Annotated in this window: 17 protein-coding genes and 1 pseudogene; 3 read left to right on the plus strand and 15 right to left on the minus strand. The window is 57.6% G+C overall.

The window, feature by feature from the left end:
* Positions 1-197: 197 nt before the first annotated feature.
* Positions 198-1,172, minus strand: coding sequence for a TerC family protein (locus H7698_RS00525; protein WP_194690344.1), 975 nt, complete (start codon positions 1,170-1,172; stop codon positions 198-200).
* A gap of 325 nt (positions 1,173-1,497) precedes the next feature.
* Between H7698_RS00525 and H7698_RS00530 the strand changes: the two genes are divergently transcribed.
* From H7698_RS00530 to H7698_RS00535, 3 genes and pseudogenes are all read left to right on the plus strand, one after another.
* Complete coding sequence (locus H7698_RS00530) at positions 1,498-2,400, plus strand: universal stress protein (protein WP_194690345.1); 903 nt, start codon at positions 1,498-1,500, stop codon at positions 2,398-2,400.
* Positions 2,401-2,461: 61 nt separating this feature from the next.
* Positions 2,462-2,652: pseudogene (locus H7698_RS31265) on the plus strand (transposase domain-containing protein); the annotation flags it as partial.
* A gap of 324 nt (positions 2,653-2,976) precedes the next feature.
* Positions 2,977-4,431 (plus strand): tyrosine-type recombinase/integrase, encoded by a 1,455-nt coding sequence (locus H7698_RS00535; RefSeq protein WP_126588881.1) that lies wholly within the window; start codon positions 2,977-2,979, stop codon positions 4,429-4,431.
* Positions 4,432-4,636: 205 nt separating this feature from the next.
* On the opposite strand, the gene H7698_RS00540 is transcribed toward H7698_RS00535, so the two are convergent.
* The 14 genes from H7698_RS00540 to H7698_RS00605 all read right to left on the minus strand — a co-directional run bounded on the left by H7698_RS00540 (position 4,637) and on the right by H7698_RS00605 (position 18,654).
* Complete coding sequence (locus tag H7698_RS00540; protein ID WP_057005065.1) at positions 4,637-5,839, minus strand: MFS transporter; 1,203 nt, start codon at positions 5,837-5,839, stop codon at positions 4,637-4,639.
* A complete protein-coding gene (locus H7698_RS00545; RefSeq protein ID WP_057005064.1) occupies positions 5,839-6,579 on the minus strand; it encodes an alpha/beta fold hydrolase in 741 nt (246 codons plus the stop codon). Before H7698_RS00545 ends, H7698_RS00540 begins: the two co-directional genes overlap by 1 nt.
* Before the next feature lie 42 nt (positions 6,580-6,621).
* On the minus strand, positions 6,622-7,479 hold the full coding sequence (locus tag H7698_RS00550; protein ID WP_126588880.1) for a cache domain-containing protein: 858 nt from the start codon (positions 7,477-7,479) through the stop codon (positions 6,622-6,624).
* Positions 7,476-8,360 (minus strand): pantoate--beta-alanine ligase, encoded by an 885-nt coding sequence (gene panC / locus H7698_RS00555; protein ID WP_126588901.1) that lies wholly within the window; start codon positions 8,358-8,360, stop codon positions 7,476-7,478. Before panC ends, H7698_RS00550 begins: the two co-directional genes overlap by 4 nt.
* Before the next feature lie 4 nt (positions 8,361-8,364).
* Complete coding sequence (locus H7698_RS00560) at positions 8,365-8,916, minus strand: glutathione peroxidase (RefSeq protein ID WP_057005061.1); 552 nt, start codon at positions 8,914-8,916, stop codon at positions 8,365-8,367.
* A gap of 24 nt (positions 8,917-8,940) precedes the next feature.
* Positions 8,941-10,065 carry an acyl-CoA dehydrogenase family protein gene (locus tag H7698_RS00565; RefSeq protein ID WP_057005060.1) on the minus strand — a complete coding sequence of 375 codons (1,125 nt, stop codon included), beginning with the start codon at positions 10,063-10,065 and terminating at the stop codon, positions 8,941-8,943.
* A 42-nt stretch (positions 10,066-10,107) separates the two neighbouring features.
* Complete coding sequence (locus H7698_RS00570) at positions 10,108-10,908, minus strand: crotonase/enoyl-CoA hydratase family protein (RefSeq protein ID WP_057005059.1); 801 nt, start codon at positions 10,906-10,908, stop codon at positions 10,108-10,110.
* Positions 10,905-11,978: an acyl-CoA dehydrogenase family protein gene (locus tag H7698_RS00575; protein WP_057005058.1), complete on the minus strand. Its 1,074-nt coding sequence runs from the start codon at positions 11,976-11,978 to the stop codon at positions 10,905-10,907. The genes H7698_RS00570 and H7698_RS00575 overlap by 4 nt, the downstream gene beginning before the upstream one ends.
* Entirely contained in the window at positions 11,978-13,126 is a 1,149-nt protein-coding gene (locus H7698_RS00580; protein WP_057005057.1) for an acyl-CoA dehydrogenase family protein, read from the minus strand. Before H7698_RS00580 ends, H7698_RS00575 begins: the two co-directional genes overlap by 1 nt.
* Before the next feature lie 110 nt (positions 13,127-13,236).
* Complete coding sequence (locus H7698_RS00585) at positions 13,237-14,544, minus strand: amidohydrolase family protein (protein ID WP_057005056.1); 1,308 nt, start codon at positions 14,542-14,544, stop codon at positions 13,237-13,239.
* Between the two features lie 113 nt (positions 14,545-14,657).
* Entirely contained in the window at positions 14,658-15,935 is a 1,278-nt protein-coding gene (locus tag H7698_RS00590; protein WP_057005055.1) for a cytochrome P450, read from the minus strand.
* 139 nt (positions 15,936-16,074) lie between these two features.
* On the minus strand, positions 16,075-16,578 hold the full coding sequence (locus H7698_RS00595; protein WP_169850674.1) for a carboxymuconolactone decarboxylase family protein: 504 nt from the start codon (positions 16,576-16,578) through the stop codon (positions 16,075-16,077).
* A 1-nt stretch (position 16,579) separates the two neighbouring features.
* Positions 16,580-17,755 carry a thiolase family protein gene (locus tag H7698_RS00600; RefSeq protein ID WP_057005054.1) on the minus strand — a complete coding sequence of 392 codons (1,176 nt, stop codon included), beginning with the start codon at positions 17,753-17,755 and terminating at the stop codon, positions 16,580-16,582.
* Positions 17,752-18,654, minus strand: coding sequence for a 3-hydroxyacyl-CoA dehydrogenase (locus tag H7698_RS00605; protein ID WP_057005053.1), 903 nt, complete (start codon positions 18,652-18,654; stop codon positions 17,752-17,754). The genes H7698_RS00600 and H7698_RS00605 overlap by 4 nt, the downstream gene beginning before the upstream one ends.
* Between the last annotated feature and the right edge of the window lie 3 nt (positions 18,655-18,657).

The raw sequence follows: 18,657 nt of genomic DNA on the forward strand, positions 1-18,657 counted from the left end.
AGGTGCGTTACGAATAGGCCCACTCCGCATTTAATTGTTGATGCTGGTGCATTTTTTGAACAAAGCTGCTGACTTCAGGTAACCCTCAGACGGTTTGTGAAGGTACGCGTAAGAGCATCGATTACCAAGTATTCGGGTAGGTCATTGTTTTCGATAGCGTGGGTCAAAACCGCATCGGCGCCAACAACTCTGATTCTTCATTGCTCTCCCGTAACCCGTGTTTTGCTCTTCGTCAAAGACAGGCTCAACAGGACCGAAACCAGGATGATGCCGCCGACTGTGATCAGCGACCATTGGATCGGCACGTGCCACCACGGCGCGACCAGCATCTTGCCGCCGATGAACACCAGTACGATGGCCAGGCCATATTTGAGCAAGTGAAAGCGGTCGGCCATGTCGGCAAGCAGAAAATACAGTGCGCGCAGGCCCATGATGGCGAAGATGTTAGAGGTGAACACGATGAAGGGGTCGGTGGTGACGGCGAAGATCGCCGGGATGCTATCCACCGCGAACACCAGGTCGCTGGCCTCGATCAGTACCAGCACCAGGAACATCGGCGTCGCCCAGCGCAGGCCGTTCTGGCGCACGAAGAAGCGCTCGCCGTGAAAGGCGTCGGTGATTCGAATATGGCTACGCAGCCAGCGCAGCAAAGGGTTCTTTTCGAGGTCTGGCTGCTGGTTGGCGAAGATCAGCATCTTGATGCCGGTGATGACGAGGAAAGCACCAAAGACATAGAGTAGCCAGGCAAACTCCTGCACCAGCCAGACACCGGCGAAAATCATACCGGCACGCATGACGATGGCGCCGAGCACGCCATAGAGCAGGACACGGCGCTGCAACTCTGGCGGCACGGCGAAGTAGCCGAAGATCATCACGAAAACGAACATGTTGTCGATCGACAGCGACTGCTCGATCAGGTAGCCCGTCAGGAATTCGAGCGTTGTACGCTGGGCCACTTCGGCGCCGAACATGCTGCGCAGATACCACCAGAGCAGGACAGCGAAGACCAACGCCAAACTGATCCAGGCGATGACCCAAACCAGCGCCTCGCGGACCGAAACACGATGCGCCTTGCGTCCGCCGAAGACGAACAGATCGAGCGCCAGCATGGCAAGGACGAACACAATGAAGGCGGCCCACATCCAGGGTTGGCCGACGCTGATGGCGGTCATTTACTGTCTCCGCATGAAGCAGAAATAGGCTGAAGGAGTCATGCTAACGAGCCTTTTACATCAACAAAAATCGTTTATTCGTTGCCAATAGTTCGATTTTTACGAAGTATTGATTCAGGTGCGCAACTACCGGCAGTTGCATGGCTTCCGGTGCGACGCCAGGCGAGGAGCATGGCGCGCCGGTCTGAAAACTGATAAGCCGGTAATGCTGGCGTATATTGATAGTGTCGATCCAGGTAGTTAGGCGATAAGAGATCGCCAATGGTGGGACAAGTGAGAGTGCTGGGGGCGCTAGCGGATAACCCAGAACGTTTGGAGGTGCCACATGAGGCAGTATCAACGACTCTTTCTGATCGCAGGTCCAACCATGCGTCACTCGCCGGCAATGGAGCGGGCAATCGCGCTGGCCGATGCCACAGGCGCGGCGCTGCATATCGCGGTGTTCATCGAAGACTTCGACCTTATGCGGTTAATGAGCAACAGTGAACAACTTCGTGAGAGTTGCCGGCAGGAGAACCTGCAGTGGTTGACGGATGAGGCCGAACTCCTGCGCAGGAAGGGCATCAATGTGACCACCGAAGTTGCATTGACCCGTGACCCGCTGCAAGAGATCCTTGGGCATGTGGCTGAAATGCAGCCGGACATGATCATCAAGGACGTACATCATGAATCAGCGCTCAAACGCGTATTCGTTACGCCTTTGGATTGGCAGTTGTTGCGTGAATGTCCGACCCCCATACATCTGGTCAGCGAAGTCCGGTGTCCGCTTCCTCGGGTGATTGTGGCGGCGGTTGATCCATCACATCCAGAGGGTCAGATCAGCGGAATCAACGACAGCGTCATTCAGGCGGCGAACGAATTGGCGACGCAATGTGAGGCTGAATTGCACATGCTGTATGCCTATGAACTGACACACACACATTTCTCTGATGCAGGTGCTGGCGCCGTGACGATTCCAGGTTTCAGCAACGACGTGCGCCGGTCACTTGAAAAGTGCTTCATTGCCTTGGCTGAACGCCACGGCGTGCCGCCTGAGCGACAACACTTCATTGCAGGACCGCCAACCAAAGCAATGGTCGACTTTGCGACTCATACTCGAGCGGATGTCTTCGTAATGGGAAATACCCATCACCAAGGGGTGGGCAAGCTGGTTGGCAGTACAACGGAGCATGATCTGTATCAGGTGCCTTGCAGCGTTTTGGCCATCAAGGGACCAGCGAATCAATGAACAAAAAAAAAGCAACTGTCGTAGTCGGCTGTGGATGCTGATGTGGTTTTGACCGGAGCTGAACTGGCTGTTTGCTGGATCGCGGTGCAGCGGCAAGCGCGCGGCTGCGCTAATGAGGCTGATCCAGTCGGCCAAACTCAACGAGCATGATCCATACGAGTATCTGAAGGAGTTGCAACAGCTGACGACGCAGAGTTGCGCGCGATTGCTGAGCTACTGCCGCACAACTGGGAACTGGTCAGCAAGGTGTGATGGCTGACCGCTTACGCATATCTCCGAGTTCCAAGATATCTGTGGGAGTAAATGCTGGAGTATTTTTTAGACATGAAAAAGCCCAACCTTTTCAGATTGGGCTAAGTCATTGAATTATATGGTCGGGACGGAGTGATTCGAACACTCTACCCCTAGCACCCCATCTCCTTTTTCATACTTCTTGAAAGATTCCAAAATTTTACTCTGGATTTTTCTAAGCTAGTATTTACTTGAGCTCCAGCGATGTTCTGCTCTACGAGAGTCCAGGAACGTCCATCAAGAGCCGACGTTTTTGTGGGGGTAAAAGTAGGGGGAGTCCATTTCATGGCCAAAATCACCATCAAAGAACTTGAGTCGCTGACCGTCAATGATGCCGGCCGGATCCTCCGCGAGGATGGTAATCTCGCCGGTCGAATCTCAGTCCGCAAGGACGGCGTGTCAGTCAGCTTTTTCTACCGTTATCGCTGGGGCAATCAAAACAAAGAGTACGCCTGCGGAACCTGGCCGCGCAAATCCCTGACGGACATCCGCAAGGCCCGCAACCAGGCCCGGGCGCTCATTGATGAGCAGATCAATCCCAGCGAGCAAAAGAAAACCGCCAAGGCCCAGGCATACGCCGCTACTAACGTAGAGGCTGAACAAGTAAAAACGACGAAGGTGAAAACGCTGACCGTCCAGGATCTGGCCAGCGCGTGGCTGCTGGATGGCGTAGCGCGGAAAGATGGCAATGCTGAATTGCAACGACGCTTTAACAAGGACCTTTATCCGGCACTCGGCAAGACCGCGGTGAGCAGCGTCTCCGAACACGATGTTCGGGCGCTGATCCGCGCCGTGGTCAACCGCGGCGCTCACCGGCAAGCCATCAGTTTCTTCGCCGACCTCACTCAGATGTTCAGCTGGGCCAGAAAACGTCAGCCCTGGCGGGCCTTATTGATCGAGGGCGATCCGACGGAACTGGTCGACATCTCCCCTCTGATCCCAGCCGACTACGAGGCCGAAAGAAGCCGCATCCTTTCACCGGCTGAGCTGTTGGAACTGCACAACCGCTTCCAGCAAATGACTGCCGATTACAACGCCCTGCCCGCCGGGCAAAAATACGACGGCATACGGCCGCTAAAGAAAGAAACCCAACTCGCACTCTGGATCAGCCTGGGTACGCTGTGCCGGATTGGCGAGTTGCTCCAGGCCGAATGGAAAAATGTCGATCTTGACCGGCAGACCTGGTTCCTCCCCAGTGAAAACGTCAAAGGCACCCGGGGCAAGAAACAGGACCACCATGTGTTCCTCTCGTCATTTGCCCTGCATTTCTTTCAGGAACTCAAGACGCTGACGGGAAACTCTGAATGGTGCTTTCCCAACAAGCAGGATGATGGGCATGTGGATGTGAAAGTGGTGAGCAAACAGGTCGGCGATCGTCAGGCTCGGTTCAAAAACCGTAAGGCCCTCTCTAGACGGCGTCATGACGATACCCTGGTGCTTGCTGACGGCCAGAACGGTGACTGGACCCCGCATGACCTGCGCCGTACCGGCGCGACCATGATGCAGGCCTTGGGGGTCAGCCTGGACGTCATCGATCGCTGCCAAAATCATGTGTTGGCCGGCTCTAGGGTGAGGCGTCATTACCTGCATCACGACTATGCCGAAGAGAAGAAAAGCGCCTGGAACCTGTTGGGCGATCGGCTCAGTGCCGTTCTTTCCTCAACCTACGAGCATCCTCCGGTCGAGTCGATGATGTCCTTTCCAGACTACGCAGCCGCAGAGACTCTGCCGTCGTCATAAGTCGAATTCTTATAACGCTGAACTCCTTGTAGTTATGTATATATCGCTGAGAGCTCGGTTCGGGTCGATTCCGACCCGACATGACACGCAGCAATCGGCCAATAGCGGTATAGCTGGTTCTGTTATTTTCCCGCTGACAGATCGTCGGAGAGCTTACTTGCACGTCAGTTATGTGAAACAGAGGTATGCTATTAAACAACTAACACTAATCGCGTATACGCCCCTTCCGCCATAGGCAGAGCACTACCAGAAACCCGCCCATCGACATCAGTGCTGCACAGAGAAATATCGCAGCAAAACCAAAACCTGACGCAACCAGGCCCATCACCGGACCGGCCATCCCCACTGCAATATCGAAGAATAATGAAAGGGCGCTGAGCGCCGAGTTACGGTTCGCGGCCGGAGTGCTAGCCAAAGTCTCCACCCCAAGCCCCGGATAGACCCATGACACCCCTATCCCGGTTAACGCCCCGCCGGCAATGGCCAGCGCAGGCGAAGGCGCGAGCCATATCAGCAGCATGCCCAATGTCTGCACAAGCAGGCAGCCGCCCACCACTTTGTACCCTCTGAATCGCTGCAGTATTCCTGGCGACGACAATCGGGCAACGATAAAACCTGCGCCGAAACCACTTAAGCAATAGGCGGCGTAATCCCAGCCGAGACTATCGAAATACAGTGCGACGAACGCCGTAAGCCCGCCAAATCCCACCGAGCTGCAAACCAGGACCAGGCCATTGGGCATGACGGCGAACAGGACTCGGTGAAATGCCAGACGGGCGCCTGCAACCAATGGCGCTGGGCGCTTGCCCAGAGCCAAAAGCAGGAACGCCAAGCCAAGCAACACGGTGCACAACCCCACACTGGCGATACCCATCGAATTGCGCAGCAGCACACCCAGTGGCGCGCCAACAGCCGTGCCGCCGTAAGCCGCTATTCCGTTCCACGACATGACCTGTGCCGCCCGCGGGGCACCACATAACCCGATGGCCCAGGTGCAGCAGGGCGTGGAGATCATGGCCGTGGACGCCCCCAACACCAGCCTCCCCAGCAGTAATAGCGTCAGGGTCAACCAGGGTTGGGTGGGCAGGATAATGGCGAGCGCCGTCAGGGCGCCGCTCAACATCAAGCCACTGAACCCGCACACAACCGCGTATTTGGCACCCAGGCGATCGGCCACACCACCGGCCAAGGGGCGGGCCAGGAGCGTCGCCAGGTATTGCGAGCTGATAACCACGCCGGCGAAAACCGAGGTCAGGCCCAGGTCATTGAGGACATAGCCCGGCAACACCGCAAGCGGCAAGCCACTGCATATGTACGAGATAAAGTTGAAGCTGATAATGGACAGGATCAACCAATCGCTGCGGATTGCCTTGCCGTTGCTACGGATTGAAACACCGATATCGCTCATCACTCATGCCGCTCTATACCTCGTATGACATCCGCCAGTAGCTGCGGGTGTGATACGAACGGCTCGTGCGCCGTATCTATCTCGATAACCACGCCCGCGCCAGCACGTTGCGCAAAACGGCGTTGCCAGTCGACGGGCAGGATGTTGTCGCGCAGTGTGATGATGTAACTCGCCGGAATCATTCCCAGGTATCCCGCACGACTGATGGAGTCTGTCGCCACACAGAGTGGCGTCGTGTCCTGGCTCGCTTCGCTTAACAACCAACTCATGGTTTGCTCACTCAAGTCCTGACCGAACATGGCCACCGCCAGCGCTTGAGGGGTTGTGTGCGCGGGGTCCAGCGGCCAGCCGACATGTTCCGGGCTTTCGCCATGCAGCGTTGTGCCAAGTAACTCCAGAATCGATTGGCCTTCACTGGGCAATGCGCAGGCCAGGTAAACCAGCTGCGAATATAGTTGCGGAGCAGCCAACACCATCATTGGCAGCACGACCCCCGCAATGGAATGCCCAAGCAACACGGCCTGGTTCACACCGAGTGCATGCAGGTCGTCATTAAGCTCCTTGACCACATCGTCGAGCCGCAGGGACGCAACATCTCGACCGCGCTTCTTGCCGCACCCAGGCATATCCAGAGTGATCACTCGTTTGAAACATCCGGGTTGTTGGTTTAACGCCTCCACAAAAGGCTTCCAACACCACGAGCCATGGTTGCCGCCATGCAGCAATACTAAATCAGTCATGCGCACACTCCTTGCTGCGGGCGCCGGTGGTCCCTGTTTTGATCACTTGATTGCATAGCAGCCCACGGCGACGACGTATCCATTAACCCGCTGCAGAAAAGTCCTCTTGTATTCATTCTGCCCCGTCATAGGGTTACGCCATTGATAAGTGATCTCCCCTGCTTCATGCGTGTTCATCTGCTTGAGTATGTCCTCGCCAATCGGCTTGCCGTCGGTAGAGCGCAATGACTTGAAGTCGGTGCCGATCAGCCGGGGCGAAAAGCCGTGAGCGATGAACCGCCTGGTTTTCAGGTCCACCACAAAGGCATAGAGATCATCCTGGGTGAGCTGCTTATCGTGCTGATTAATGCGCCCGACAGTGGCTTTTGCGTCGCTGGCAACTTGCGCCGAAATCTGGCGCAGCAGCTGTTGTGCCTGTTCAGGGCTGGACCGTGGCATGTAGTAACCCACGGAGATCACCCGATCTTTCACACGTTGATAGAACACGCGCTTACGCTCGACCTTACCGTGTTGCCAGTTCCACCAGCGGTATTCGGCGCTACGCACGATGCCGTCGTCTGGCTGCGAAATCGCTTGCTGGAATGCAGCCTTGAGGTCGTCGTCCAGAACGTTGACCACCGGTTTTCCGACCAGTGAAACCGAAGGCCCTCCGCTGGCAAGCATCACGCCGGAGGTATCGACAACGTAGATGTACAGCTCTCCATCGACATAGGCTCCCTGGCGACTGAACTCAGCCAGGGCGGTGTCGCCCTTGGCTTTGTATTCGGCGACAGCTTTTAACAGCAAGGCGTTGGCACGCTGGGTGTCGGCACCATAGGCATCCACTGGCGCTTGTTGAGCCATGCCGACAAGAGAGACAAGGCACAGGCCAAGAACAGTGAACGCTCGATAGAGGCTCATGGGTGTTGTTCCTCTGGTGATCTTTTTGATGGCCGAAGGTCCACCGTCAGATTGTCAATGAGCCGCGTTTTGCCGATGCGCGCCGCCACAAGAATCACAAAGTGAGTATCGGAGCTGGTCAGAGGTTTTAAATCCTGAGCATTCCTGACTTCAAAGTATTCCGGCTGAAAACCGGCGTCGCTTATACGTTGATGACATTCAATCAACAGGTGCTCAGTCACCCGCCCCTCAACCTGGATACTCGCCTCCATTTGCTTCAAACAAGCGTAAAGGACGGGGGCCACCGAACGCTCATGGTCACTCAGATAGCCGTTGCGCGACGATAATGCCAAGCCGTCCGCGGCCCGGATCGTCGGTGCACCGACAACGTCAGTCACCATATTCAGATCCCTGACCATGGAGCGGACGACTGCCAGCTGCTGATAGTCCTTTTCCCCGAAAACAGCCACGTCTGGCTGAACAATGTTCAGCAGCTTGACGACGACAGTGGCCATGCCATCAAAGTGACCAGGACGTGCCGCAGCGCAAAGACCTTCAGACACGTTCGGCACACTGACGATGGCCTGATTGAGCATTCCATCTGGATAGATCTGTTCGACAGCAGGGGCAAACAGCGCATCACACCCGGCGTTGACCAGTCTTTCGCGATCGGCGTCGGGGGTCCGAGGATAGTTGGCCAGATCCTCATTCGCCCCGAACTGGAGTGGATTGACGAAGATGCTGGCGACCACAAAATCGGCTCGCTGCTTTGCGCAATGAATCAGGGCGATATGACCGTCATGCAGGTTGCCCATTGTCGGCACCAGCGCGACTTTCTTGTTTTCACCTCGTGCACGGGCCACGAGCGCACGAAGCGCGCTAACCGTATCGACTGTCAGCACCGCTTCACGCCTCTTGGACCAATTGAGCTTCGATTGCTTCAAGCAAACGAGGATCATCAGCCGCGATGTCTGGAGCGAAACGGGCAACGACCGTGCCCTGCCGATCAATCAGAAACTTTTCGAAATTCCAGAGTACGTCCGTTGTGTTGTCTGACTTGATGCCATAACCCGTCAAGCGCTCTCGGAAAGGACCTTCACCCGTGGACTCGGGCTGTGCAGCAGTCAGCTCGGCGTAGAGAGGATGCTGGTCCGCGCCGACAACCGAGATTTTCGAGAACAACGGAAAGTGAATGTCATAGTTCACTGAACAGAACTCAACGATTTCCACATCGCTACCCGGTTCTTGCTCCTTGAAGTTGTTGGCGGGGAAACCCAGTATTTCCAGGCCTTGGGATTTTTTGTCTTGGTACAGTTTTTCCAAGCCCTCGTATTGCGGGGTCAGCCCGCATTTTGAAGCGACATTGACCACCAACAGGACCTTGCCCCGATAGTCGCCAAGGGTGCGGACGCTTCCATCGATCTGCTTCAGCGAAATGTCGTAAAGGGAATTACTCATCTGTTTGCCTCATGCAAATGTGCTTCAAAGGGTACGGCCGATAATTTCTTTCATGATTTCAGAGGTGCCGCCATAGATGCGCGCGACCCGGGCGTCAACCCAGGCGCGGCTGATCTTGTATTCGCTCATGAAGCCGTAGCCGCCATGTAATTGCAGAAACTCATCAAGCAGCTTGCCTTGCATCTCCGAGCCCAGCAGCTTGGCCATTGCCGCGATTTCCGGCGTCAGTTCACCGCGCATCACTTTGGCCAGACAGTCGTCGACGAACACCCGCAGCATGGTGGCCTGGGCCTTGGCTTCAGCGAGTTTGAAGCGGGTGTTCTGGAAGTCGAGCACCGGTTTTCCGAAGACCTTGCGCTCCCGGGTGTAGCCGATGGTTTCTTCCAGCAGCGTGTCGATGGATTGCGCGGCACGGATCGCGATGATCAGGCGTTCCCAGGCCAATTGATGAGTCAGGTATTTGAATCCCATGCCCTCCTCACCCAATCGATTGCCGACGGGCACCCGGACTTCATCAAAAAACAATTCGGCAGTGTCTTGCCCTTTCAGGCCAATCTTTTCCAGCAGACGCCCCTTGGCGAAGCCGGCTCGGTCTTCCTCAACGCAGATCAGTGTGAGTTCCTTGGCCGCCGGATCAATCTTGGTGGCGGTGACCACCAGTCCGGCATTGCCGCCGTTGGTGATAAAGGTCTTCTGGCCGTTGACGATGTAGTCATCACCGTCACGCCGCGCCGAAGTGCGCATGGCACGCAGGTCGCTGCCGATACCCGGCTCGCTCATGGCGATGACGCCGATCAACTCACCACTGACCATACGTGGCAGCCATTGCTGCTTCTGCTCTTCGCTGCCATAGGCAACGATGTAAGGCGTGACGATTTCCGAGTGGGTGGTGAAACCCACGGCGGTAGCGTTGGCCCGCGCCAGCTCTTCGATCATCACCGCCGAGTGACCGAAGTCGCCTCCGGGGCCACCGTATTCTTCAGGCACCGTGGAGCATAACAAGCCGTTCTCACCGGCCTTGAGCCAGACTTCCTTGGGAACGATGCCGTTTTTTTCCCACTCATGCAGGTAGGGCACGATTTCGCGGTCGACGAAACGGCGGGCCTGATCACGGAACATGTTGTGGTCTTCTCGAAATACGCCACGCATTTTGCTTACTCCAGATCGATTCTTGTATTAGGCGATGGGTAATCAGCGGTCCTGGTAATTGGGATCGCGCTTGTCGACAAAAGCCGCCACCGCTTCATGATGGTCTTCGGTGTGATGCGCCAACGCCTGATACGCCGCCGACAATTCCAGCAGCGAATCGAGGCGCATATGTTGGCCTTCGCGCAGCAGACGCTTGCACAGGCGTAACGCATGACCCGGGTTGCTGGCGATTCGGCGCGCGAGCGCCTGCGCTTCCGATTGCAGCGTTTCGTGGGTGCAGACTTGCTCGACAAGCCCCCATTCCAGCGCCTTGGCTGCATCGATAGCGTCACCGGTAAACGCCATCAGACTGGCTTTAGGGATACCAATGATGCGCGGCAACAGCCAGGCGCCGCCGTCACCCGGAACGATGCCCAGACGCACGAAACTCTCGGCAAAGATCGCCTTGGGCGCCGCCAGCCGGATATCGCACATACAGGCAAGATCGAGGCCCGCACCGATCGCCGGGCCGTTAACCGCGGCGATCACCGGGATATCCAGCTCATAAATCGCCAGGGGAATACGCTGAATGCCGTCCCGGTAGGTATTGCGCAGTTCATACGGCGAGCCGGCGAAAATGCCGCCGCGCTCGTGCATGTCCTTGACGTTGCCACCGGCACAGAAAGCGCTGCCATTGCCGGTAAGCACCATTACCCGTACCGACATGTCACGGCGCAGTTCAGCGCAGAGATCGACAAACTCCTGGATCTGCTCGCGCGTCGTCAGGGCATTGCGCGTGTCGGGATGGTTCATGCGCACGGTGACGATGCCGCCCTCACGCTCAATCTGTAGAAACGGGCTCATACCGGATTACTCGCGAGACGGGTTAAGGGTTGTTGGCCATGGCTGGTGAGCAAGGGCCAGTATCCATCGCTGCCGCCTTGGCATATCTGAGTACCCAGGCGTTGACTCCAAAGGCTGGCCGAGCCGAATTCACTGCGCCACGCCCACAACCGACGGGTGAGCAGATGCAGCGGATATTCCTCGGTAAAGCCAATGGCGCCATGCACTGAATGGGCGATGCTTGCGCCGACGCTTGCGGCTTCTGCGGTGCTGATTTTTGCCGCGGCAATGGTCAGCGCCGCGAGCCCCGCACTGGATTCCGTGAAGGCCGCCTCGGCCGCGATGCCGGCGGCGGCAGCCTGCTCAGCGAACACTGCAAGCTGTTGTTGAATGGCCTGGAAAGAACCAATTGCCTTGCCGAACTGCTTGCGTTCACCGGCATAGTTGGCGGTCATGTCCAGTAGGGCGTGCAAAGCCCCGGCGGTCTGCGCCGCGCGCAGCATCGCGCCGCCCAGTTCCAGGACGTTGGCGTCGAGCCCGCCGGGCAACGGTGCTTGTGCCAGTACCTGGGCACTGGTGAAACCCAAATCATCGCGCGGTTCGCCTGCCACATTCAGACTCAACGTCAGTTCACTCGCCGCGATTCGCGACAGCAGCACCACATGCGCCACGCCGGTTGGGCTATTGGCGATGGCGACGACCGCTTCAACGTTGCGCCCCCAAGGGACCGAGTAGACGGTGCCGTAAACGCGCTCGCCCTCAAGTACCAGATCGGCGTTGGCGGCCACGCTGATGGCACCTGCCCTGCCCTCCAGGCCAGCCCTGCTCAGCAGCCAATTGCCGAGCAGGGCTTCACCCAAAGGTGCAGGTACTGAAAAGCGCCCAGCGGCACGGATCAGCACATACATATCGGCCCAACTGGCCTCAGCGCCGCCCAGCGCTTCGGTGACACCCGCCAGGGTGAAGCCCGACTCGTCCAGCGCAGCCCATAACTCGGCCGGCCATTCGCCGCCTTCACAGCTCATCACATAAGCCGGCGTCGCCAGATCGGCAAACAGGCGTTCAATCGTCGCTTCGAATATCTCGCGCATTATCGCAACCCCAGGCCGCGGGCAATGATGCCGCGCAGAATTTCGCGAGTGCCCCCGCGCAGTGAGAATGAGGGCGCCATCTGTGTCAGGTAGGCCAGCACGCGTGCGTGCTCGCTGCCGCCGTCCTGCCGTGGCTCGGTTTCCAGCAACAGCTGGGCTACTTCGGGAATTTCCTGCTCAAAAGCATTGCCAAGGTCTTTCACACAGGAGGCCGCCCAGGCTGGATGTTCACCCGCTGCCAACTGTGCCGTGACCGACAACGACATATTGCGCAGCGTCAGCAGCTTGGCTGACAGTCGCCCGATCTCCCGCGCTTGTAGTGCGTCAGGGGACTTGCCCACCGCGTCGATCAGTGTTTTCAACAACGCCATACAACTGAGGAAGCGTTCAGGGCCGCTGCGTTCGAAGGCCAGTTCGGCGGTCACCTGGTCCCATCCCTTCCCTTCAGTGCCGATCAAAGCGTCGGCGGGTAGCCTTACATTGTCGAAGAACACTTCGTTGAAGTGCTCGCCACCGGCCAGGTCGCGAATCGGGCGAATGGTGATGCCGGGCAGGCTCAGGTCGACGATGAATTGCGACATGCCCTCATGCCGGGCCGCTTGTTTCTCACCGGTACGCACCAGGGCAATCATGTACTGCGAATGGTGCGCGTTGGTGGTCCAGACCTTCTGGCCATTGACGAGCCAGCTATCGCCATCACGCACAGCAGTGCTTTTGATCGAAGCCAGGTCCGAGCCGGAATTGGGCTCGCTCATGCCAATGCAGAAGTAACTTTCACCCCGGCAAATGGCTGGAAGAAAGTGCTGTTTTTGTTGCTCGGTACCGAAGCGATTGATCAGCGGCCCACTTTGCCGGTCGGCGATCCAGTGAGCCGATACCGGCGCACCGGCGGCCAGCAATTCTTCAATGATCACGTAGCGTGCAAAAGGACCCGCCTCGCCACCGCCGTAGGCTTTGGGCAAGGCCATGCCCACCCAGCCCCGCGCGCCGAGCTTCTTGCTGAATTCAGCGTCGAAGCCCATCCAGGACTGTGCACTCAAGGTCGGTGGGTAATCGGCCAGTGTGTCGAGAATGAACGCCCGCACTTCGGTGCGAAGCGCTTCCGCCTCGGGAGGAATATTACTGTAGGAAAATTGACTGATGGCCATATGCGCTCTCTAACGCTGAACACAGGCGCAATCGCTTCGAACGAAGCGACCACAGATCGGCAACCGCTCCACAGTCGCCGTTGGCCGGCGACTGTAGGAACAGCGGCAACTTACAACGCGGTTTGCGCGTCAGCCTCGGCAAACATCGCATTGATGTCGCCGGAGGTGACCGGCTTGTTGTCGTGACGACCATGATCGGCACCACCCAAGCCCAGTGCTGGCTCGGTGCTGACGTGCGTGGCCTGAGCCCGCAGCGCGCCGACCGTGCAGTTTTCCCGACCGTGGATAGCGAACGGATCGAAGGAAAACTCACGCATTGCGTTCAAGTGAGTGACTTTGTCGATCATCTCTTTAGGCAGGTGCTGCAACCCTTCCCAAGCGGTTTCCGGCGAGTTCGGCCAGGTGCAGTCGGAGTGCGGGTAATCGCTTTCCCACGTAACCATCTCGGCGTTCAGATAATCGAGGTTCTTCAGGCCGAAATTATCTTCAATGAAGCAGGTGATGAAGTGCTTGTTGAAGATGTCGCTGGGCATCTTCCCGTCGAAGTTGGAATTGGTCCACGCGTTATGGTGACGGTGGGTGAAGTCAGCACGCTCCAGCAAATAAGGAATCCAGCCGATGCCGCCTTCGGAAAGCGCCATGCGCAGGTCCGGGAATTTCTTCCACATCGGCGCCCAGATCCAGTCTGCGGCGGAGTTGGCGATGGAAATCGGCATGGAGGTGATCCAAGCGTCGATAGGCGACAAATCCGAAGCGTGTTGAGCTTTCACGCCGGTACCGATATGGCAGCAGATCACCACCTTGTTATCGCTGCAGGCTTTCCACAGCGGGTCCCAGTAATCGCTATGGATCGACGGGTAGCCATGAATAGCCGGGTTGTCCGACAGCGAAAGCGCGTGCACACCTTGTCTGGCCAGACGTTCGACTTCGGCAGCCGCGGCTTTCATGTCCCACCACGGCACGATCATCAGCGGAATGAAACGGCCTGGCGCAGCGTTGCACCAATCGTGCAAATGCCAGTCGTTGTAGGCCTGGATGGCCGCCATCGCCACGTCTCGGTCAGCGTGTACCTGGAAACGCTGTCCGGCAAAACCCGGAAAGGTGGGGAAGCACAATGAACCGAGTACGCCGTTGGCGTTCATGTCGTCGACGCGGTCCTTGATGTTCCAGGTGCCACGGCGCATTTGCTCGTAGCCCAGCGGCTCCATGCCGTATTCCTCTTTTGGTCGACCGACCACGGAATTGAGGCCCATGTAGCCAGTGGCCTGTTCCTCGAAGACCCACACATCACGATCACCCTTTTTGACCACATGCGGCTCACGACCCTTGAAGCGGGCGGGCATGTGGCGAGCAAAAGCATTCGGCGGCTCGATCGCGTGGTCATCGACGCTGACAAGAATCAGATCTTCAACTTTCATTGTTTTCCCCTTCGCATTCGGGCTTGTTGTTGTGCCTGAATCATAGTGCACATCTCTATTTAATTAAACACATTTTTTGAATCTGTTCATATTAAATCGAGTGCGCATCTCCATCAGTCCCACAGCACGTGCAAATAGTGCGGACCGCGCAGCTGTGCGCCGACGATCTGCGGCCCGGGTTTGTCAGGGTCGAGACGGATGTTGGGCATCAGGTCGAGGATCGCATTCAGTGCGCAGTTGATCTCGGTTTTGGCCACGAATTGACCGATACACATGTGTGGGCCAAAGCCGAAGCCAAACGAAGGTTTGGGCTTGCGGTCGATGTCGAATTTATCGGCGTTTTCGAATGCATCTTCGTCGCGATTGGCCGAGGTCACGATGCATTGCACCATTGCCCCTTTGGGGATGGCTACACCGCGGATCTCCAGGTCCTTGGCGGCCTGACGCACCTTGAAGGTGGCCACAGGCTCGAAGCGCACCGCCTCGTCGATGGCCTTGTTTACAAGGCTACGGTCATTACGCACCCGCTCCAGCACCTCCGGATTTTGCAGCAGCAACGACATCAAGGTACCGAAGGTGCGAGTCGTGGTTTCGCTGGCAGCCGGGAGCAGTGAGCGTACAAAGGTGGCGATTTCATGATCGTCCAGCGACCGTCCTTGATACTCCGCGTTGATCAGCCGGCTGATCAGGTCATCGCCCGATGCGCCCTCGGCGCGACGCTCGGACACCACCACTTTCACCACATCGTACAGAGCCTGAGCGGCCTGCATGGCCGCGCCGCGGGCCGCGGCGGCTTTTTCCGGATCGACTTGCGGGCCCGCCAGGATGGCCAGCGCCCAGGCCGCGTACTGCTCGATCTGCTCGGGACGATCCTCGGGAAAGCCGATCAACGCGTAAATCACCCGGATCGGAAAATACAGGGCAAAGTCCATCAGATCGGCACCCTTGGCCGGGACCATCGGCTTGAGATACTCCTCGCGAATCACCCGATCGATCTTAGTTTCTTTCCAGCGATTCACCGTCTCGGGCATGAATACCGGTTGCAGCAGATTACGGATGTTCTTGTGAGCATCCCCGTCCATTGCAGTGAGGATCAAGCCATCGAAAAACGCACCCAGCCCCTCGGCGATAAAACCGCTGGTAAAGGTGCCGGCGTCACGCATGACCGCCATGACATCGTCGTATTTGAACAGTGTGAAGGTTGGCCGGCTGGCATCCAGGCCGGCAATCGACGGCACGCCCAGACTTGCCATGAAGTTGCCTTGCAGCACGGGCGAATTGGCGCGCATATCGCGGTAAGTCGCGTGCAGGTCGATATCGCTGGTACCGCGATAATTACTGGCTACGTCGGTGAAAGCCTTCGTCAGATCGTTCTGCACCGGTGTGGACATGATCGTCTCCGCTATTTTTGTCATTATTTTTTGTCAGGTAGCTGCTTAAGGCCATACCTTCTGGCTGATAATAGGCCTGACTAGATCGGTATTGGACACTTATTAATAATTCGATCAACTATTTGTGCTGCGAGACGTGTCAATAGGCCTGCTGCACCAGTGTCATGCGGCCACCCGCCAACATCAGGGCGCAGTACAGCCCCAGCTCTGCCACCTGGGCGTCAGAGAAAAACTCCCCGAGTCGCAAGAAATGCGTGTCGTCGATCTCCAGGTAATCGCTGGCAAACAACTCGGCATAACGCAACGCGGCACGTTCGGCTGGCGTGAAGGACTCGCTGTCCGTCGCCATGCACGCAATATCCTCTTCAGTAACTGAGTCGGACTTGCGCGCCAGTTGGCAGGCCTGGCAAGTGGTGATGCTGGCGATTTTCAGCCGCACCAACTCGCGTAAACGCTCATCGAGCAGGCTGTCGCTGTGCAGGCTCTCCATCAAACCCAGCCAGGCCAGGGCTACCTTGGGTCGGTGAGCCCAGACCTGCACCGGCGTCGTTGAACTGAGCATGCGACTGCGCCGGCCCCGCTCCACCGCGTCTTGCAACGCAGCCGGCATGGCATCCAGTGGGATCAGCGGTAGGCGCGCCATCTCAATCGAGCCGTTCGATAATGGTCGCCGTGCCCATGCCGCCGGCGCAGCAAATGGCTTGCAGGCCAAAACGCCCGCCGCGGCGCTCAAGCTCGTTCAACAAGGTGGTCATCAAGCGTGCACCACTGGCGCCCAATGGATGACCGAGGGCAATAGCGCCACCGTTGACGTTCAACTTGTCGTGCGACACACCGGTCTCCTGCATCCAGGCTAGCGGCACCGAGGCAAACGCTTCATTGACCTCGAACAAGTCGATGTCGTTGATGTTCAGCCCGGCCTGGCTCAACACCTTTTGGGTGGCAGCAATCGGCCCGGTGAGCATTAACGTCGGATCGGACCCGACGGTTGTGAACGCCACAATCCGCGCTCGAGCCCTGAGCCCGAGTTTTTTCGCGGTTTCGGCACTCATCAACAGCAATGCCGCTGCTCCGTCGGAGATCTGTGACGAGTTGCCAGCGGTGATTCGACCGGTGTCCGGACGAAAACTGGTTTTTAGCGTCGACAGTTTTTCCCGCGATGTATCACGGCGAATGGTTTCGTCCTCGCGCAACACAGCAACTGGCTCCGTCAGCACTTGCTCTCGTAGCTCCTCGACCGCAACCGGCACTATTTCATTATCGAAATAACCAGCATCGGACGCCGCGGCAGCACGCTGATGGCTGGCAAAAGCGAAATCATCCAGCGCATCGCGACTGAGCGCCCATTTGTCGGCGATACGTTCAGCAGCCTCGCCCTGACTGGTCAGTTCATAGCGTTGCACTGCCATCCAGCCAAACGCTTCGCCGTGAATTTCACGGTTACTGCCCATGGGCACGCGGCTCATGTTTTCCGCACCACCTGCCACCACGATATCAGCGGATCCAGCCGCGATGGCGCCAACGGCCAAATGCACGGCCACTTCGCCCGACCCACATTTACGGTCGATGGTCAGGCCCGGCACGGTGACCGGCCAACCGGCACCGAGCAAGGCTGTACGGGCGATGTTGGCGGACTGCTCGCCAATTTGCGTGACATTGCCAAATATCACATCGTCGACCAACGTCGGCGACACATCGACCCGTTCCAGCAACCGGCTGAGCACCAGCGACCCGAGGTGATCGGCGCGCACGCCGGCCAGGCTGCCGCGGAACTTGCCGATTGGCGTGCGTACCGCATCAACTATGACGATGTCTTTCATAACGCACTCGCCTTGAGCCCTGAACCTGGTACTTGTTTACCGTCTTCGTAGCGGTAAACCCCCTGCCCTGACTTTCGCCCCAGTCGCCCGGCAGCGACCATTTTGATGATCAGCGGGCACGGCCTGAATTTCTCACCCAGGGTCTGATGCAGATAACGCAGAACAGACAGCCGCGTATCCCAACCAGTCAGGTCACCCAGCTCCAATGGGCCCATCGGATGGTTAAAGCCCAGGCGCAGAGCCGTGTCGATGTCTTCAGCGGTCGCGGTGCCTTCCTGCAGCATCCACATTGCCTCGTTGCCCAACAGCGCAGACATGCGACTGGTGGTCAATCCTGGTGACTCATTGACGATGATCGAGGTTTTGCCAATCTGCTCGCACAAGGTACGCGTGCGCGCCACGACCTCATCACTGGTAGCCAGCCCCCGCACGAGCTCCACCAGTTTCATTTTGTGCACCGGATTGAAGAAGTGCATGCCGATCACGCGATCTGCACACTCCACTGACGCCGCAATTTCGGTCACGCTCAGGGCCGACGTATTGGTCGCTATAATCGCGTCCGGTGCCAGCAGTGGCGCCGCTTGCGCGAGCACCGCCTTCTTCACTGCCAACTGCTCTGAGACTGTTTCAACCAGCCAATTGGCGCCACTCGCCGCTTCAGTCAAGTCGCTGCAGGTCAGTAGATTGGCCAACGATTGCCGGGCTTTTTCTTCGCTGACTTTGCCCAGGCGCACGCCATCGGCGAGGATTTTTTCGATGCTCGCCCTGGCGTTTGTCAGGGAGGCGGCATTGGTATCGACCAACAAGGTACTGAAACCGGAGCTGGCGAACGCATGCGCAATACCGGTGCCCATCAGACCCGCACCGACGACGACTACTTTTTCTTTATTGGCGTTCATGTT

Source organism: Pseudomonas sp. p50(2008), from assembly GCF_015351605.1.
In the GTDB taxonomy this organism is placed as follows: Bacteria; Pseudomonadota; Gammaproteobacteria; order Pseudomonadales; family Pseudomonadaceae; genus Aquipseudomonas.

Coding starts and splice junctions, on each gene's coding strand:
- H7698_RS00605 (WP_057005053.1), bottom strand. CDS start 18,654: ATGAACGCCAATAAAGAAAAAGTAGTCGTCGTCGGTGCGGGTCTGATG.
- H7698_RS00590 (WP_057005055.1), bottom strand. CDS start 15,935: ATGTCCACACCGGTGCAGAACGATCTGACGAAGGCTTTCACCGACGTA.
- H7698_RS00545 (WP_057005064.1), bottom strand. CDS start 6,579: ATGACTGATTTAGTATTGCTGCATGGCGGCAACCATGGCTCGTGGTGT.
- H7698_RS00585 (WP_057005056.1), bottom strand. CDS start 14,544: ATGAAAGTTGAAGATCTGATTCTTGTCAGCGTCGATGACCACGCGATC.
- H7698_RS00540 (WP_057005065.1), bottom strand. CDS start 5,839: ATGAGCGATATCGGTGTTTCAATCCGTAGCAACGGCAAGGCAATCCGC.
- H7698_RS00560 (WP_057005061.1), bottom strand. CDS start 8,916: ATGAGTAATTCCCTTTACGACATTTCGCTGAAGCAGATCGATGGAAGC.
- H7698_RS00580 (WP_057005057.1), bottom strand. CDS start 13,126: ATGGCCATCAGTCAATTTTCCTACAGTAATATTCCTCCCGAGGCGGAA.
- H7698_RS00570 (WP_057005059.1), bottom strand. CDS start 10,908: ATGAGCCCGTTTCTACAGATTGAGCGTGAGGGCGGCATCGTCACCGTG.
- H7698_RS00600 (WP_057005054.1), bottom strand. CDS start 17,755: ATGAAAGACATCGTCATAGTTGATGCGGTACGCACGCCAATCGGCAAG.
- H7698_RS00565 (WP_057005060.1), bottom strand. CDS start 10,065: ATGCGTGGCGTATTTCGAGAAGACCACAACATGTTCCGTGATCAGGCC.
- H7698_RS00535 (WP_126588881.1), top strand. CDS start 2,977: ATGGCCAAAATCACCATCAAAGAACTTGAGTCGCTGACCGTCAATGAT.
- H7698_RS00595 (WP_169850674.1), bottom strand. CDS start 16,578: ATGGCGCGCCTACCGCTGATCCCACTGGATGCCATGCCGGCTGCGTTG.
- H7698_RS00530 (WP_194690345.1), top strand. CDS start 1,498: ATGAGGCAGTATCAACGACTCTTTCTGATCGCAGGTCCAACCATGCGT.
- H7698_RS00525 (WP_194690344.1), bottom strand. CDS start 1,172: ATGACCGCCATCAGCGTCGGCCAACCCTGGATGTGGGCCGCCTTCATT.
- H7698_RS00575 (WP_057005058.1), bottom strand. CDS start 11,978: ATGCGCGAGATATTCGAAGCGACGATTGAACGCCTGTTTGCCGATCTG.
- H7698_RS00550 (WP_126588880.1), bottom strand. CDS start 7,479: ATGAGCCTCTATCGAGCGTTCACTGTTCTTGGCCTGTGCCTTGTCTCT.